Here is a 14,531-nt window from a genome sequence, read left to right as displayed (position 1 = left end):
CGTCCCTGGTGCTGATCAGATCGAATCGTTTGGCTTGGGAATTTCCAGCCCACGCTTCACCGCCGGCCGCGCCAGGAATTTCTCCAGCACCCGCGTGACGTTGGGGAAATTCTGGATGCCAACCAGGTCGCCGGCTTCATAGAAACCGATCAGGTTGCGCACCCACGGGAAGGTCGCGATATCGGCGATGGTATAGCGCTCGCCCATGATCCATTCGCGCCCTTGCAGGCGTGCATCGAGGACGCTGAGCAGGCGTCGGCTTTCCTCGACGTAGCGGTCACGCGGACGCTTGTCTTCGTAGTCCTTGCCGGCGAATTTATTGAAGAAACCCAACTGGCCGAACATCGGGCCGATGCCACCCATCTGAAACATCAGCCACTGGATAGTCTCGTAGCGCGCTGCCGTTTCCTGGGCGAGCAATTGCCCGCTCTTGTCGGCGAGGTAGATCAGGATCGCCCCGGACTCGAACAGCGCCAGCGGCTGGCCGTCCGGTCCGTGGGGATCGAGAATGGCCGGGATCTTGTTGTTGGGGTTCAGCGACAGGAACTCGGGCGACATCTGGTCGTTGGTGTCGAAGCCGACGCGATGGGGCTCGTAGGGCAGGCCGATCTCTTCAAGCATGATCGAGACCTTGACGCCGTTGGGGGTTGGCAAGGAGTACAGCTGAATCCACTCCGGGTACCGGGCCGGCCATTTGCGGGTGATGGGGAACGCAGACAAATCGGTCATGGGAGCCTCCACGAGAAATTGAGACTGCCGATCATAATGGAGATGAGCCGGGCTGCGGTGTGTGGCGCCATGAATATCGCTGATGGTCATGATCAAGCGAGATCACTGTGCTTGCCTGCCGCCTGGTGTAGGGTGTCCATAATTTCGCAACATCCTGTCGATAACCTTTGCTCCAACCCGCTAAAGGTTACCGGTAAAGTGCGCGCTCTCGGCCGGAATCGAACCAAATGGGCTTCAGAGGACTCTGAGTTACGTCCTTTTGATACGGAACGGCTCCACGACATGGAAAACACCCGACGCAGGAAAGTCGCGGTGCAAAGGTTTGTCAGCCTTAACTTAATGCGCTGAAGAACCTTTTATTCAATGATCAATCCCTTGAAATTCACCCGACACTTCAAACACCGCGCGTATTTGTTCCTGCCCGCCCTGCTGGCGGCCAGCGCGTTGTTTTTGGCCCTGGAGTCCAGCGAAAGCCGCGCCCAGCCGGTGGATGGCACCCAGACCCTGGTGTTCCTGCGCCATGCGGAAAAACCCGAGGGCGGGCTCGGCCAGCTCAATTGCCAGGGCTTGAACCGCGCCATTGACCTCGCCACCCTGCTGCCGGAAAAATTCGGCAAGGCAGACTACGTGTTTGCCGCCAACCCGACGCGCAACGTCGAGGAAGGCGAACTCGACAACTCCTACAGCTACATCCGCCCCTTGATGACCATCAGCCCCAGCGCGATCAAGCTCGGCTTGCCAGTGAACATCAACTTCTCGGCCAACGACACCAGCGACCTGGCCGATGAACTGCTCCACGACAAGTACCATAACTCGGTCATCTACACCGCCTGGTCCCACGGCTATCTGCCGGAACTGATCAACAAGGTCGCCGGTGAAGCCGTCGGCAAGAAACAGAAGATCACCGAGGACTGGGAATCCAGCGACTATGACTCCCTGTACGTGCTGACCCTGACCTGGCACAACGGCAAGGCCAGCCTGCAGAGCCACAGCTACAAGCAGGGGCTGGATAACGGACGGGAGACTTGCCCGACCTGATTTTGGGGTGCCCCTGTAGGAGCCAGGCTTGCCGGCGAAGAACGATGACGCGGTACAAGAGACACACCGCGGCGCCTGGTTCGCTTGTAGGAGCGAGCGATGCGGCGACCCGACTTGCCCGCGAAGAACGATGACGCGGTATGACAGATACACCGCGGCGCCTGGTTCGCCGGCAAGCCTGGCTCCTACAGGCGAAGGCGCCGCTGCAGATACTCCAACACCGCCCCCCGCTCCCCCGCAAACTCGATCCGCGCTCCTTTCTTCTCCCGCTGAAACACATACATCGGATCGTAATACTCAACCAGCAACCCCTCGATCCAGCCCCGGTGCAAATCCACTGCACCACTACGCCCCTGCTCGGCCAACGCATCTTCCATCAGGATCAGCATTCGCCGGTGCCGTTCACCGCCCAGACGCTTTTGCACATTGTCCAGGCTCGCCAGCAAACGCTCGGAGAACAACACAAAACCTTCGTCGCCATGCACGGCGATGAACTCGGCACACAGGTCCACCACGTAATCGCGCAGGATCCGCTCGATCCGCCCTTGCAGGCTGTCTTCAAGCCAGACCATCGGGAACTGCTGCATGCCCTGATACAGGGGCAACGGCAGCGCGCAACTGCCGACCGCGCGGTTTTCGTCTTCCAGCACGAACTGTTCGATGCCGCGGGCGCGCTTTTTCAGCACGTCCACGCCCAGGCGGTTTTCGAAGTCGATGTTGGACGGCTGGCCCGTGACGCGCTTGCCGAAACTGGAACCGCGATGGTTGGCATGTCCCTCAAGGTCGATCCCGTTGGCCAGTTGCGTGAGCAACTCGGTTTTACCGGTGCCGGTCATGCCACCCAATAAAACGAAATCGCACTGGGCCACGGCCTGATCCATGGTTTCCAGCAGGAAGCTGCGCAGCGCCTTGTAACCGCCACCTACCCGCCGATAGTCGATGCCCGCCTCGTCCTTGAGCCATTGCTGGACGATCTGCGAGCGCAGGCCGCCGCGAAAGCAATACAACAGGCCATCAGGGTGGGCCCGGGCAAAATCCCCCCAGGCCTGAATGCGTTCGGCCTTGATGGCGCCGGACACCAACTGATGGCCCAGTTCAAGCGCCGCCTGCTGCCCGTGTTGCTTGTAGCAGGTGCCCACCCGTTGCCGTTCGTGATCATTCATCAGCGGCAGGTTGATCACGCCGGGGAACGCGCCCTTGAGAAACTCGACCGGCGCACGCACGTCCATCATTGGCCGGTCATTGAGAAAAATGTCGCGGTAATCGGTGCAGTCGGCAGGCATCAGGACACCTCGACCGCGTGGCCCTGTCGCTCGACCAGCTCGCCGATGGGCGCCAGGTTCAGCCCCAGTTCAAGGGCGACCGCGAGAAACCCGGCGTTGCCCTCGGGCGTCACGGCGACCAGCAGGCCGCCGCTGGTTTGTGGGTCGCACAGCACGCGCTTGTGCAGTTCCTGCAGACGCCCGAGCTTGCTGGCGTAGCTGTCGAAATTGCGCAAGGTGCCACCCGGCACACAGCCTTTTTCTAGGTAATATTCGACACCCGGCAAGCGCGGTACCCGGGCATAGTCGATGCGTGCGGTGAGGCCGCTGCCATCGGCCATTTCCACCAGGTGCCCGAGCAGGCCGAACCCGGTGACATCGGTCATCGCCGCCACGCCATCCAGCTTGCCGAAACGGCTGCCGGGTTTGTTCAGGGTGCACATCCAGTCGCGGGCAAGGCCCACATCGGCACCGCGCAACTTGCCCTGTTTTTCCGCCGTGGTGAGGATGCCGATGCCCAAGGGCTTGGTCAGGTACAGCAGGCAGCCGGCCGTGGCCGTGTCGTTACGCTTCATGTGGCGCTTTTGCACCAGCCCGGTGACAGCCAGGCCGAAGATCGGCTCCGGTGCGTCGATCGAATGCCCACCGGCCAGGGGAATCCCAGCTTCATCGCACACCGAACGTCCGCCGCGAATCACTTCCCGGGCAATCTCCGGCGCCAGCACATTGACCGGCCAGCCGAGGATCGCGATCGCCATCAATGGATCGCCACCCATGGCGTAGATGTCGCTGATGGCATTGGTGGCGGCAATACGGCCGAAATCGAAAGGATCGTCGACGATCGGCATGAAAAAGTCGGTGGTCGACACCACGCCTCGCTCGTCATCGATGGCGTACACCGCCGCGTCGTCGCGCGAGGCATTGCCGACCCACAGTTTCGGATCAAGATTCTGCGCCCCGCTGCCGGCCAGGATCACTTCCAGCACCTGGGGGGAAATCTTGCAGCCACACCCTGCGCCGTGGCTGTATTGGGTCAGGCGGATCGGCTCGCTCATCGGTGACACCTCACTGGGTCGATGGGGTCGATTCTAGCAGAGCGTTTACTGACCCTGCGGGCGTTCGCGAAACGCTCCTGACAGACACCGTCCGACAATCCGAATGAATTTTCCGAACGCCCAAGGATCCCTCTATGTACAACAGGGAGGAACAAAGGCTCTATGAACAACGCAAAACTGTTCGTCATTGAATACACTCTTCATGGCGTCCCCAAGTCGTTCATCATCCGCCTGGACAAGATGGACAACGCGGAGGCCTGGCATTGGGCGAGCTGCGACGCGGGGGTCGGAAGAATCCCTCGCTTTGGCCGTGAAAAAGTGCAAAAGACCAGCAAACCGATGGCGGAAAAATTCGGCGTGGAAAACGTCAAGTGGCGGCCGGCCGGTTAGCCCGCAAGCGAAGGATTGGGGGGAGTGAAATGACCATCGTCAGCAGCCCTGCACATCTGGACTACGGTCTGGATACGTTGTTCGGCCGCGTTACCAAGAGCACTGAATGCCGGGTCGGCCTGGAACAGGTCGAGAATGATCCGATGCGTTTCGCGGTGCGCGTACCCGCGCCATTGCCGGAAGATCTGGAGCAGGCCACGACCGTGGTGGTGAGGGTCGATGGACGACGCCTGGCGGGCACCGTGCGCCACAGCCAACGGCTCGACGACGACAGCCTGAAACTGGAAGTGGAGCCCGACTAGGCCCCACGTCCCGGTGTGCGGCCTATGTCAGTGGGCACACTTGCAGCCTTCGTGGGCGCACTCTTCGCCGTGCTCGTGGTGCTTGGCGCAGGCTTCACAGCAGTAATGCTTGCCGTGACGCACGATCGGATGTTCGCCGAGCTTGCAGTTGCATTTCGGACAGTCACACTTGCTTTTCTCATCGGTCATGGCGCTGACTCCTTTGGCAGTGGTCGTCGGCGGGCTGGGTGAGCAGCCCGTTGTACCAGTGTAGGAGTTGATGAGGGAGGCAGACCGGCAATTAGCCGTTCGCCCCGTCCGTCGAGACCGTGCTTAGCCGATTAGCATGGTTTGTCTTTTGGTGGATTTTTGTCTTCGGCGTCCTGGATAACCGTGGGGAGCTGAGTCAACAGCTCAGGCAATGCCGTTTTAACCGTCTCCCATACGAGATCAAGGTTGATGTCGAAGTAACCATGAGCAATTCGGTTACGCATCCCACGCATGCTGCGCCACGGCACTTGGGTGTGTGACTGGATGAACTCGGCGTAACCGTCCATTACCTTTGTCGCGGCCTCTCCTATGATGATGAGGCTCATAATGACGGCTTGCTGCGTACGCTTGTCTTCCTGGAACTCGACTTTATCCAGACCCTCTATGAAGCCACAGGCATCCATTGCGGCCTGTTGCATGTGTCCGAGGTAATCAGCCAGGCGATTTTCATTCATACCGGCTTGGCCTCTGCGAGGACCTGGCCTCGGAACTTCGACGGCAAATCGGTGGGGGTCAACAGGTCAACATGGATGCCAAGAAGTGACTCCAGTTCGACTTGCAAACCGCCCAGATCAAACAATGTTGTGCCGGGTAGCGTATCGACCAGCAGGTCGAGGTCACTGCCATCCAGGTCGGTACCGCGCAGCACGGAACCGAAGACACGTGGATTAGTCACGGGAAAGCGGCTCACCGTTTCACGAATGGCATTTCGCTTGAGTTCTAGAGCGAGTGAAGGGCGCATAGGGCTTTTCCTTATCGGAACTCATTGAGAGGCTAGGAGATCGAGAACAGCGTATCAAGCGCTATTTTCGAGAACCACCAGCCTCGATTTCCCGTGAGCCATTTGTGTCGAGTTTCTGAGATTGAATCGCCAGCCAATGCATAATCAGAGCACCATCGCCGCCATCCAGCCAAACACCAGCAACGGCAGGTTGTAGTGCAGGAAAGTCGGGACCACGGTGTCCCAGATGTGGTGATGCTGGCCGTCGATGTTCAGGCCGGAGGTCGGACCCAGGGTCGAATCTGAAGCCGGCGACCCGGCGTCGCCCAATGCACCCGCGGTGCCGACGATGCACACGATGGCGATCGGGCTGAAGCCCAGCTGCACGCACAAGGGTACGAAAATCACCGCCAGGATCGGCACGGTGGAAAACGACGAACCGATGCCCATGGTCACCAACAGCCCAACCAGCAACATCAGCAAAGCGCCGACAGCCTTGCTGTGGCCAATCCACGAGGCCGAGGTTTCGACCAGCGTCTGCACCTGCCCGGTGGCCTTGATCACTTCGCCAAAGCCGGACGCGGCGATCATGATGAAGCCGATCATCGCCATCATCTTCATGCCTTCGGTGAACAGGTCATCGGTATCGCGCCACTTGACGATGCCCGACACCGAGAAGATCAGGAAGCCCACCAACGCGCCGATGATCATCGAATCGAGCAGCAACTGAATGATGAACGCCGCGGCAATGGCCACGCCAGCGACCATCAGGCTCAGCGGGTTGTACTGCACCGCCACCTGCTCGACCTGTTCGATCTTTTCCAGGTCGTAGACGCGCTTCTTGCGGTAACTGACAAACGCGATCAGCAGGCCTACGAACATGCCCAGCGCCGGGATGCCCATGGCATGGGTCACGTTGATGCCGCTGATATCGACGCCGCTGCGGGCGACGTTGGCCAGCAGGATTTCATTGAGGAAGATGTTGCCAAAACCCACCGGCAGGAACATGTACGGGGTGATCAGGCCGAAGGTCATGACGCAGGCGATCAATCGGCGGTCGAGCTGCAGCCGGGTCAACACATACAGCAGCGGCGGCACCAGCAACGGAATGAACGCGATATGAATCGGCAGGATGTTCTGGGAAGCGATGGCCACCACCCATAACAGGCCGATCAGCAACCATTTGACCTGGCCACCGCCATTGGCATGCTGGCGGTCGACCATCGCCAGGGCCTTGTCGGCCAAGGCATGGGCCAGTCCGGACTTGGCAATCGCCACCGCAAACGCGCCGAGCAACGCATAGGACAACGCCACCGTCGCCCCACCGCCCAGGCCGCTGTTGAACGCCTTGAGGGTCGCGTCGATGCCAAGGCCACCGGTCAGGCCACCCACCAGCGCCCCGACGATCAGCGCGATCACCACATGCACGCGGGACAGGCTGAGTATCAGCATGATGCCGACCGCGGCAATTACTGCATTCATTGTCGTTACCTCTGGGCAAGCGAAAAGAGTCCGGCCGGCAGTCTGCGAGAGCCGCCAGCGGATAAGGGAATGGGTTTTATTAGAGGGCGCGCACTGTGAAGGAAGCAGCGGCAAGCTGCAAGCTTCAAGCGACAAGATTTGCCTCAAGAAAGCTGTTTGATGGCCGTTACAGAGCAAAGTCGCAGATATTTATCGAATAAGGACGCGTCCATGTCGCTCAGACAACTTTCCATCCAATGGAAAATCACCCTGTTGGCCGGGTTGTGCCTGGCGGGCATCGTGACCCTGCTGGTGGGTCTTTCGCTGTACCGCATGGAGCACAGCTCCGCGCTGGTGAAAGCCTCGAGCATGGAGATGCTGACCGAAGCCGCCCAGGCCCGGATCGAGTCGCAGGGTGAAAACCAGGCGCTGATGATCCGCCAGCAGTTCATGGACGCTTATCAATATGGCCACGGTTTTTCGCGCCAGGTGCTGTTTCTGCGCGACCAGGCCGAAAAACGCTTCCTCGATGCCTTCGACCTGCGCGAAGACCTGACGCGCCAGGTCAAGTCGGCCCTGCAAGCCAACCCCGAACTGCTCGGCCTGTCCCTGGTGTTCGAACCCAACGCACTGGACGGCAAGGACGATCTGTTCAGCGGCCAGGCAGAACTGGGGAGCAACGACAAGGGCCGCTTCGCCCTGTATTGGTCGCAGCCGACACCGGGCAACGTGACCTCCATGGCGCTACCCGAAAGCGACATGGCCGACACCCGCACCGGCCCCAGCGGCGAACCGGCCAACGCCTGGTTTACCTGCCCACGCACCCGCCTCACACCCTGCGTGATCGAGCCGTACTTCTATGTGATCGACGGCCAGAACGTGCTGATGACCAGCATCGTTTTCCCGTTGATGGTCAACGGCAAGGTCATCGCCTCGCTATCGGTGGACATCAACCTCAACAGCTTGCAAGCGATCAGCCAGAGCGCCAGCCAAAAGCTCTATGACGGCCAGACCAGCGTCAGCATCGTCAGCCCCGCCGGCCTGCTCGCCGGTTACAGCAAGGACGCCAGCAAGCTCAGCCAGCGCCTGGAAGCCGTGGACACCACCACCGGCGCCGAGCTGATGCGCATGCTCGCCACCGGCAGCAAGACCGCCAGCCTGCACAGCGATCAGCAATTGAAAGTGCTGGCGCCGTTCCAGCCGATTCCAGGCGGCAAAGCCTGGGGCGTGTTGCTCGACGTGCCGGAAAAAGTTCTGGTCGGCCCGGCCGAGGCCCTTAAAAAACAACTGGATGACAGCAACACCACCGGTACGCTGACCGAACTCGGCCTGGGCATTCTCGCGGCGCTGATCGGCTTGCTGCTGGTGTGGCTGATGGCGCGCAGCGTGACCCGGCCGATCCTCGGCGTGGCGCACATGCTTGAGGACATCGCCAGTGGCGAAGGCGACCTGACCCGACGCCTGGCGTATGACAAGCAGGATGAGCTGGGCCAACTGGCGGGCTGGTTCAACCGTTTCCTCGACAAGCTGCAACCGATCATTGCCGAGGTAAAACGCTCGGTACAGGACGCCCGCGGCACGGCAGACCAGTCGTCCGCCATCGCCACCCAGACCAGCGCCGGCATGGAGCAGCAATACCGTCAGGTGGACCAGGTCGCGACCGCCTCCCACGAGATGAGCGCCACCGCCCAGGACGTCGCCCGCAGTGCCGCCCAAGCGGCGCAGGCGGCGCGGGATGCCGATCAGGCCACCCGCCAGGGCCTGACCGTGATTGACCGCACCACCACCAGCATCGACAACCTCGCCGCCGACATGAGCGCGGCGATGGTCCAGGTCGAAGGCCTGGCGGCCAACAGCGAGAAAATCGGTTCGGTCCTGGAAGTGATTCGCGCCATTGCCGAACAGACCAACCTGCTGGCTCTCAACGCCGCCATTGAGGCCGCCCGTGCCGGTGAAGCCGGGCGCGGCTTTGCCGTGGTGGCCGACGAAGTGCGCAACCTGGCGCGCCGTACCCAGGAGTCGGTCGAAGAAACCCGCCTGGTGATCGAACAACTGCAAAGCGGCACCCAGGACGTAGTCGGCTCGATGGGCAACAGCCACCGCCAGGCCCAGGACAGTGTCGAACAGGTTGGCCAGGCCGTGACGGCGCTGCAGCAGATCGGCGACGCGGTCACTGTGATCAGCGACATGAACCTGCAAATCGCCAGCGCCGCCGAAGAGCAAAGCGCCGTGGCCGAGGAAATCAACCACAACGTGGCGACCATCCGCGACGTCACCGAATCGCTGTCGGGGCAAGCCAACGAATCGGCGCGGGTGAGCCAGTCGCTCAATCGCCTGGCGAACCAGCAGCAGAGCTTGATGGATCAGTTCCGCGTCTAACCAACGCACCGATCAACTGTGGGAGCGAGCCTGCTCGCGATGGCGTGGTGTCAGTCAATATTGATGTCGACTGACACGACGCCATCGCGAGCAAGCTCGCTCCCACAGGTTTATCTGTCGTACATGAGATTGCAGCACAACCGGTCAGTTGCCCGGAACCTGCGCGGTGTTTCGGCATCGAATCTACCGATACCGCGCCCCGCCATTCAAACAGCCGTTTTGCAGTTGTTGCCACCGGGGCCATCGATACACGTACATGCCCTTGAGTGGCTGTCAGCGCTCGGGTAATGTCATCAGACCCATAGGACAGAGCACGCCCATGACTTCCAAGCTGGAACAACTCAAACAGATGACCACGGTGGTTGCCGACACCGGCGACTTCGAAGCTATCGCTCGCGTCAAACCCGTGGACGCCACCACCAACCCTTCGCTGCTGCTCAAGGCGGCGGCCATTCCCGCTTATGCCGAGTTGCTGAACGCATGCGTCAGCGACTGCAAGGGCGATGTGGGCCTGGCCAGCGACCGTTTTGGCGTCGCGGTCGGGCAGGAAATCCTCAAGGTGATTCCTGGCCGTATTTCCACCGAAGTGGATGCACGCCTGTCGTTCGACACTGACGCCGTACTGAAGCGCGCGCACCGTCTGATCGAACTGTACGAAAACGCCGGCATCGGCCGCGATCGGGTGCTGATCAAGATCGCCTCTACCTGGGAAGGCATCCGCGCTGCCGAGATCCTGGAAAAAGAAGGCATCCAGACCAACCTGACCCTGCTGTTCTCGTTTGCCCAGGCCGCTGCCTGCGCCGACGCCGGGGTATTCCTGATTTCGCCGTTCGTGGGCCGCATCTACGACTGGTACAAGAAAGCCACCGGTAACGACTACGTCGGCGCGGACGATCCGGGCGTGCAGTCGGTGACGCGCATCTACAACTATTACAAGGCCAATGACTACAAGACCGTGGTCATGGGCGCAAGCTTCCGCAACCTCGGCCAGATCGAGCAACTGGCCGGCTGCGACCGCCTGACCATCAGCCCGGACTTGATCGACAAGCTGGCGGCAGACACCGGCAAGCTGGAACGCAAGCTGGCACCGGGCAGTGCCGGTGAAGCGCGCCTGAACCTCAATGAAGCGCAATTCCGCTGGCTGTCCAACGAAGACGCCATGGCGACCGAGAAACTGGCCGAGGGTATTCGCCAGTTCGCCCGTGACCAGGAGAAGCTGGAGGCGTTGCTGCAGGCCAAGCTGTGATCTGAATCGCGTCATGCAAAAAGGGCGAACCTTGGTGGGTTCGCCCTTTTTTTATGAGTTCTGATTTTATGTGGCGATCTCGCGGACGCCTTCGCGGGCAAGCCTCGCTCCTACAGGCGAAGGCGTCAGCCAGGCTCCCCTTAAGAGATCAATGCCGCTCCAGCGCATTCACCAGGTCATGAAACGCTTCACGATTGGAGTCGTTCAGGCCCATGAGGATCTTGTGCGCTTCAAGCACCTTGATCCGCACCACCTCTTCCGACTGATCCTGATCAGGCAGGTCGTCCAGGCATTCCGGGCATGGCACCGGCTGGTCGACGATGTTGAACACCTGCTCGAACCCCATCGACTGCAACAGACGGGTGATGTCTTCGTGGGTGGTGACCACGGTGGGCAGCAGCCCGACCTTCTGCCGCGACAGGATCGACAGTTTGGCCAGCAGGCCCAGGGTCGTGCTGTCGATGCTGCGGGTTTCGGTCAGGTCGATCACGATCGCGTTGAAGTTCAACGCGGTGAAGATCCGATCAATAGTCGCATCCAACGCCGAACACAGGGTCAGGCGAACTTCACCGACGAATTTCAGGACAAAGGTGCCGTCCTGCTCGGCGAACTGGATTCTACCGGTACTCATCAAAGATTCCTGCTCAACACCAACAGGGCGATATCATCCGGCATCTCCCCTAGCGTGGCCAATCCAAAAACCTGCCGCAGACCATCCAGGCTGCCGCCTGCCGCCTTGACCCGTTCGGGCAAGGCAGCCTCTTTTTCTTTGAGTGTGGGTTCCGGCAAAAGGTCCAGAATGCCATCGGACATCAGCGTCAGGCTGAACGTCGGCGGCAATTCCAGCACGTGATCTTCGTAGGTGGCTTCATTGAAGAGGCCTACCGGCAGACCACGCCCTTGCAGATAACTGACACTGTCGGGTGTGTACAACACAGGCAACGGCAAATGACCACCGATGCTATAAGTCAACAAACCTGTCTCCTCGTCGATGACTCCACCGACCATTGTGACGTGTTTGCCCAGCTTACAACTGATCAGGCCCCGGTTGATATGCCCAAGGACCTCAGACGGCTTGAATTCCGGCAAGGTGCCGCTGCGCTTGGACTCGAACAGCAGGCGCGTGGTCATGAATTTCAACAGCACGGTGACGAAGGCTGAAGAGGCACCATGCCCGGAAACATCCGCCAGGTAGAACGCCACCCGGCGCTCGTCGACCCGGAAATAGTCGACAAAATCACCCGACAGGTACAACGACGGGATGATCTGGTGGGCAAACTTGAAGTCGTTGATAGCCCAGGGGCTGACCGGCAGCATGTTCATCTGCACCTGGCGACCGGCGTTCTGGTCTTCCTGGAGCAGGTTCAGGCTGGCGGCGAGCTCGCGGTTGGCCTTTTCCAGCTTCTCGCGGTAACGCTGGTTTTCCACCAGCAGGCGCGCACGATCCAGGGCCCGACGCACCGAGTGCTCGAGCACGGCCAGATCTTCGAGAGGCTTGATCAGGTAATCCGCTGCGCCCAGGCGCAAGGCCTCGACCGCGTCGTTCATTACGCCGGCACCCGACACCACGATCACCGGTGTTTGCGGCGACAGTTCGGTGACCTGGCGGATGAGTTCGAGCCCACCCATCTGTGGCATGCGCAGATCGCAAATGACCAAGTCGGGCTTGTCTTGCTCGAATACCTGAAGACCCTGCTGACCATTGCTGGCCTGCAGGACGCTGAAACCACTGTCTTCCAAATAGGCCGCGAGGCTCGCGCGCACTACCTCGTCATCATCGATTATCAGCAGCGTGGCACTGGTTTTTGGCATGTGGGCAAACGGCGCCAGAATTAGGTTGGCGTAGCGGCTCGGATTTTCGCCCGGCTCTGACTACTGGATTCGCTTTCTAGCCTCTCTGCTGCACTGTTTTCGAGCATTGACCCGATCTACATGTACACCAGAGGTGCCCTTCTAAGGCGCAGACGGTACTCCCATCCGCGAGGCGTTTCAAGCTCACACCGATGGTCGCTTGGCGCCCGCACTTTTGAAATCACCGGGAGTTATAAGAACCACCGAAACCGAAACCCAATGAAAGGTCGATCCGGCAATAAAAATGCAGAAGGCGGCTCGATGGCCGCCTTCTTTTTTACCGGTCGAGATCAGAAATCGTCTTCGACCTGGCCGTCTTTCACCTTGAATTCACGGTTCTGCAGATAGGCGTTGCGGATGAAGGTGTACTTGTCGCCCGTGATCAACTTCTCGGAAGACAGCAGGTCCGCCCGGGTATCTACGATGTTCAGGCCGAAAATCGAGTTACGCACCGGTACGTCGTGGATGTACGGATAAGGGCCGGTGTAGCCATCGACGTATTTGGACGGCGCATCACGCAGGGTGCTTGGCCCCAGGAGCGGCAGCATCACGTAAGGCCCGCTGCCAACGCCCCAGTAACCGAGGGTCTGGCCGAAGTCTTCGTCGTTGCGATGCAGGCCCATCCGGGTGCCGACGTCGAAGAAGCCGAGCACGCCGAAGGTGGTGTTGAAGATAAGGCGCGCGGTGTCGACACCCGCCGCGGCGGGCTTGGCCTGCAGGATATCGTTGGCGAGGTTGGTCACATCGCCGACGTTGCGGAACATGTTGTGGATGCCATCTTCAAGAAACTGTGGCGTCACGAACTGGTAGCCCTGGGCCAGGGGCTTGAGGGCATAAGTGTCGACGACATCGTTGAACTTGAAGATCGGACGGTTGATGCTTTCCCAAGGGTCATCTTCCGAGGCTGCCTGGGCAGCAAACGGAACCAATAGCGCACTGGCGCACACACAAAGCCGGGCGAGATGATTGCTCCAGCGCATAGAAAACTCCTTGGCAATGTACAGTCGCAGGGCGCTTGGCCCGGCGCAAAGACCGCTAGTATAAGACGGATCGGCCATTTTAGGCAGTATTGGGCCCGCACCTGCACATGATCGCCGCTGAATGCCAGCGATTCACAGCAGTGTCACTCAACTGTCACCGTCGCCCTCTAGCCTTGAGGCTATTTCAGGGACGTTGACATGCCGCACGCCGAAATCACCCCGCAAACCGCGCCGAACCTGACTGCCGTGCTGTTCGGCCTGAGTGGCTGCCTGGTGGATTTCGGCGCCCGTACGCGCCTTCAAGGCAGCCCAGACGCCGATCACGCCCAGGCCACCCCCGGCGCTTTGGACAGTCTGCACAGCCTGCAACGCCAGCAGATCCCCTGCGCCTGGCTCGATGAGCTCTCCCCCGCCATCAGCCAGGGCCTGGCGATCGGTCTGCCGCAGTGGGTCAAACCCTCGCAACATGCCGCAACAATCAAACCCTGGCCGGCGCCTGACGCGTGCTGGCAAGCCTTGATGGCGTTGGGCATCGAACGGCTCGATGGCTGCGTGCTGGTCAGCGGCGAGCCGCGGCTGCTGCAATCGGGACTCAATGCCGGGTTGTGGACCATCGGCCTGGCCTCCTGCGGCTCGCTCTGCGGGCTGGCGCCTGCGCAATGGCAGGCATTGTCCGCGCAGGAACGCGACATCAAGCGCAGCAAGGCCACGGTGCAGCTGTTCGGCCTGGGCGTGCATTCGGTGATCGATCACCTGGGTGAACTGGACACCTGCCTGGCCGACATCAGCTTGCGTAGGCTCAAGGGCGAAAAGCCCTGATAGAGATCATGCAGGCTACGCGCGAGTGGATTAATCTAAAGGTAAGCCA

At 60.5% G+C, this 14,531-nt stretch carries 16 protein-coding genes and 1 pseudogene; 7 read left to right on the top strand and 10 right to left on the bottom strand.

Annotated features, from left to right (window positions below):
* Window positions 1-15: 15 nt before the first annotated feature.
* Window positions 16-729 (bottom strand): glutathione binding-like protein, encoded by a 714-nt coding sequence (locus tag OH720_RS09205; protein ID WP_272605324.1) that lies wholly within the window; start codon window positions 727-729, stop codon window positions 16-18.
* A gap of 363 nt (window positions 730-1,092) precedes the next feature.
* Here OH720_RS09205 and OH720_RS09200 point away from each other — a divergent pair, with 363 nt between their 5' ends.
* The gene (locus OH720_RS09200; RefSeq protein WP_272605323.1) at window positions 1,093-1,767 is read left to right on the top strand and encodes a histidine phosphatase family protein; all 675 of its coding nucleotides are present in this window, start codon (window positions 1,093-1,095) and stop codon (window positions 1,765-1,767) included.
* Window positions 1,768-1,952: 185 nt separating this feature from the next.
* On the opposite strand, the gene mnmH is transcribed toward OH720_RS09200, so the two are convergent.
* Together mnmH and selD are read right to left on the bottom strand one after the other, a co-directional pair.
* On the bottom strand, window positions 1,953-3,050 hold the full coding sequence (mnmH, locus tag OH720_RS09195) for a tRNA 2-selenouridine(34) synthase MnmH (RefSeq protein WP_272605322.1): 1,098 nt from the start codon (window positions 3,048-3,050) through the stop codon (window positions 1,953-1,955).
* A complete protein-coding gene (selD, locus tag OH720_RS09190) occupies window positions 3,050-4,084 on the bottom strand; it encodes a selenide, water dikinase SelD (RefSeq protein ID WP_272605321.1) in 1,035 nt (344 codons plus the stop codon). Before selD ends, mnmH begins: the two co-directional genes overlap by 1 nt.
* 162 nt (window positions 4,085-4,246) lie before the next feature.
* On the opposite strand from selD, the gene OH720_RS09185 reads away from it, so the two are divergent.
* Window positions 4,247-4,474 carry a DUF6555 family protein gene (locus OH720_RS09185; protein WP_020799440.1) on the top strand — a complete coding sequence of 76 codons (228 nt, stop codon included), beginning with the start codon at window positions 4,247-4,249 and terminating at the stop codon, window positions 4,472-4,474.
* Between the two features lie 29 nt (window positions 4,475-4,503).
* Window positions 4,504-4,776, top strand: coding sequence for a hypothetical protein (locus tag OH720_RS09180; RefSeq protein ID WP_272605320.1), 273 nt, complete (start codon window positions 4,504-4,506; stop codon window positions 4,774-4,776).
* A 27-nt stretch (window positions 4,777-4,803) separates the two neighbouring features.
* On the opposite strand, the gene OH720_RS09175 is transcribed toward OH720_RS09180, so the two are convergent.
* From OH720_RS09175 to OH720_RS09160, 4 genes are all read right to left on the bottom strand, one after another.
* Window positions 4,804-4,965: a metallothionein gene (locus OH720_RS09175; RefSeq protein ID WP_008064404.1), complete on the bottom strand. Its 162-nt coding sequence runs from the start codon at window positions 4,963-4,965 to the stop codon at window positions 4,804-4,806.
* A gap of 131 nt (window positions 4,966-5,096) precedes the next feature.
* Complete coding sequence (locus tag OH720_RS09170) at window positions 5,097-5,480, bottom strand: HepT-like ribonuclease domain-containing protein (protein ID WP_272605319.1); 384 nt, start codon at window positions 5,478-5,480, stop codon at window positions 5,097-5,099.
* Window positions 5,477-5,767 carry a nucleotidyltransferase family protein gene (locus tag OH720_RS09165; protein ID WP_272605318.1) on the bottom strand — a complete coding sequence of 97 codons (291 nt, stop codon included), beginning with the start codon at window positions 5,765-5,767 and terminating at the stop codon, window positions 5,477-5,479. The genes OH720_RS09170 and OH720_RS09165 overlap by 4 nt, the downstream gene beginning before the upstream one ends.
* A 144-nt stretch (window positions 5,768-5,911) precedes the next feature.
* A complete protein-coding gene (locus tag OH720_RS09160; protein ID WP_008064405.1) occupies window positions 5,912-7,228 on the bottom strand; it encodes a Na+/H+ antiporter family protein in 1,317 nt (438 codons plus the stop codon).
* Window positions 7,229-7,387: 159 nt separating this feature from the next.
* Between OH720_RS09160 and OH720_RS31815 the strand changes: the two are divergent.
* The 3 genes and pseudogenes from OH720_RS31815 to tal all read left to right on the top strand — a co-directional run.
* A pseudogene (locus tag OH720_RS31815) lies at window positions 7,388-8,680 on the top strand (cache domain-containing protein); the annotation flags it as partial.
* Window positions 8,681-8,830: 150 nt separating this feature from the next.
* Window positions 8,831-9,586: a methyl-accepting chemotaxis protein gene (locus tag OH720_RS31810; protein WP_404821803.1), complete on the top strand. Its 756-nt coding sequence runs from the start codon at window positions 8,831-8,833 to the stop codon at window positions 9,584-9,586.
* Window positions 9,587-9,905: 319 nt separating this feature from the next.
* Window positions 9,906-10,832 (top strand): transaldolase, encoded by a 927-nt coding sequence (gene tal, locus OH720_RS09150; protein WP_272605316.1) that lies wholly within the window; start codon window positions 9,906-9,908, stop codon window positions 10,830-10,832.
* Window positions 10,833-10,980: 148 nt separating this feature from the next.
* Here the strand turns inward: tal and rssC are convergent, their stop codons facing one another.
* The 3 genes from rssC to OH720_RS09135 all read right to left on the bottom strand — a co-directional run bounded on the left by rssC (window position 10,981) and on the right by OH720_RS09135 (window position 13,663).
* Complete coding sequence (gene rssC, locus OH720_RS09145) at window positions 10,981-11,463, bottom strand: anti-sigma factor antagonist RssC (protein ID WP_020798473.1); 483 nt, start codon at window positions 11,461-11,463, stop codon at window positions 10,981-10,983.
* On the bottom strand, window positions 11,463-12,644 hold the full coding sequence (gene rssB / locus OH720_RS09140; RefSeq protein WP_008064410.1) for a two-component system response regulator RssB: 1,182 nt from the start codon (window positions 12,642-12,644) through the stop codon (window positions 11,463-11,465). The genes rssC and rssB overlap by 1 nt, the downstream gene beginning before the upstream one ends.
* 329 nt (window positions 12,645-12,973) lie before the next feature.
* Complete coding sequence (locus OH720_RS09135) at window positions 12,974-13,663, bottom strand: MlaA family lipoprotein (protein ID WP_272605315.1); 690 nt, start codon at window positions 13,661-13,663, stop codon at window positions 12,974-12,976.
* A 198-nt stretch (window positions 13,664-13,861) separates the two neighbouring features.
* Here OH720_RS09135 and OH720_RS09130 point away from each other — a divergent pair, with 198 nt between their 5' ends.
* Window positions 13,862-14,482 carry an HAD family phosphatase gene (locus tag OH720_RS09130; protein WP_272605314.1) on the top strand — a complete coding sequence of 207 codons (621 nt, stop codon included), beginning with the start codon at window positions 13,862-13,864 and terminating at the stop codon, window positions 14,480-14,482.
* Window positions 14,483-14,531 lie beyond the last annotated feature (49 nt).

Origin of the sequence: Pseudomonas sp. WJP1 (assembly GCF_028471945.1) — a bacterium.
Classification (GTDB): Bacteria; Pseudomonadota; Gammaproteobacteria; order Pseudomonadales; family Pseudomonadaceae; genus Aquipseudomonas.
The sequence above is the reverse complement of the archived record's forward strand: the minus strand, read 5'-3'. Positions and strand labels throughout refer to the sequence as shown.

Excerpts from the sequence above, each read along its gene's own strand:
- mnmH (WP_272605322.1), bottom strand. The coding sequence starts at position 3,050 with ATGCCTGCCGACTGCACCGATTACCGCGACATTTTTCTCAATGACCGG.
- rssC (WP_020798473.1), bottom strand. The coding sequence starts at position 11,463 with ATGAGTACCGGTAGAATCCAGTTCGCCGAGCAGGACGGCACCTTTGTC.
- OH720_RS09165 (WP_272605318.1), bottom strand. The coding sequence starts at position 5,767 with ATGCGCCCTTCACTCGCTCTAGAACTCAAGCGAAATGCCATTCGTGAA.
- OH720_RS09160 (WP_008064405.1), bottom strand. The coding sequence starts at position 7,228 with ATGAATGCAGTAATTGCCGCGGTCGGCATCATGCTGATACTCAGCCTG.
- OH720_RS09205 (WP_272605324.1), bottom strand. The coding sequence starts at position 729 with ATGACCGATTTGTCTGCGTTCCCCATCACCCGCAAATGGCCGGCCCGG.
- OH720_RS09135 (WP_272605315.1), bottom strand. The coding sequence starts at position 13,663 with ATGCGCTGGAGCAATCATCTCGCCCGGCTTTGTGTGTGCGCCAGTGCG.
- OH720_RS09170 (WP_272605319.1), bottom strand. The coding sequence starts at position 5,480 with ATGAATGAAAATCGCCTGGCTGATTACCTCGGACACATGCAACAGGCC.
- OH720_RS09185 (WP_020799440.1), top strand. The coding sequence starts at position 4,247 with ATGAACAACGCAAAACTGTTCGTCATTGAATACACTCTTCATGGCGTC.
- selD (WP_272605321.1), bottom strand. The coding sequence starts at position 4,084 with ATGAGCGAGCCGATCCGCCTGACCCAATACAGCCACGGCGCAGGGTGT.
- OH720_RS09130 (WP_272605314.1), top strand. The coding sequence starts at position 13,862 with ATGCCGCACGCCGAAATCACCCCGCAAACCGCGCCGAACCTGACTGCC.
- OH720_RS09175 (WP_008064404.1), bottom strand. The coding sequence starts at position 4,965 with ATGACCGATGAGAAAAGCAAGTGTGACTGTCCGAAATGCAACTGCAAG.
- rssB (WP_008064410.1), bottom strand. The coding sequence starts at position 12,644 with ATGCCAAAAACCAGTGCCACGCTGCTGATAATCGATGATGACGAGGTA.
- OH720_RS31810 (WP_404821803.1), top strand. The coding sequence starts at position 8,831 with ATGGAGCAGCAATACCGTCAGGTGGACCAGGTCGCGACCGCCTCCCAC.
- OH720_RS09180 (WP_272605320.1), top strand. The coding sequence starts at position 4,504 with ATGACCATCGTCAGCAGCCCTGCACATCTGGACTACGGTCTGGATACG.
- OH720_RS09200 (WP_272605323.1), top strand. The coding sequence starts at position 1,093 with ATGATCAATCCCTTGAAATTCACCCGACACTTCAAACACCGCGCGTAT.
- tal (WP_272605316.1), top strand. The coding sequence starts at position 9,906 with ATGACTTCCAAGCTGGAACAACTCAAACAGATGACCACGGTGGTTGCC.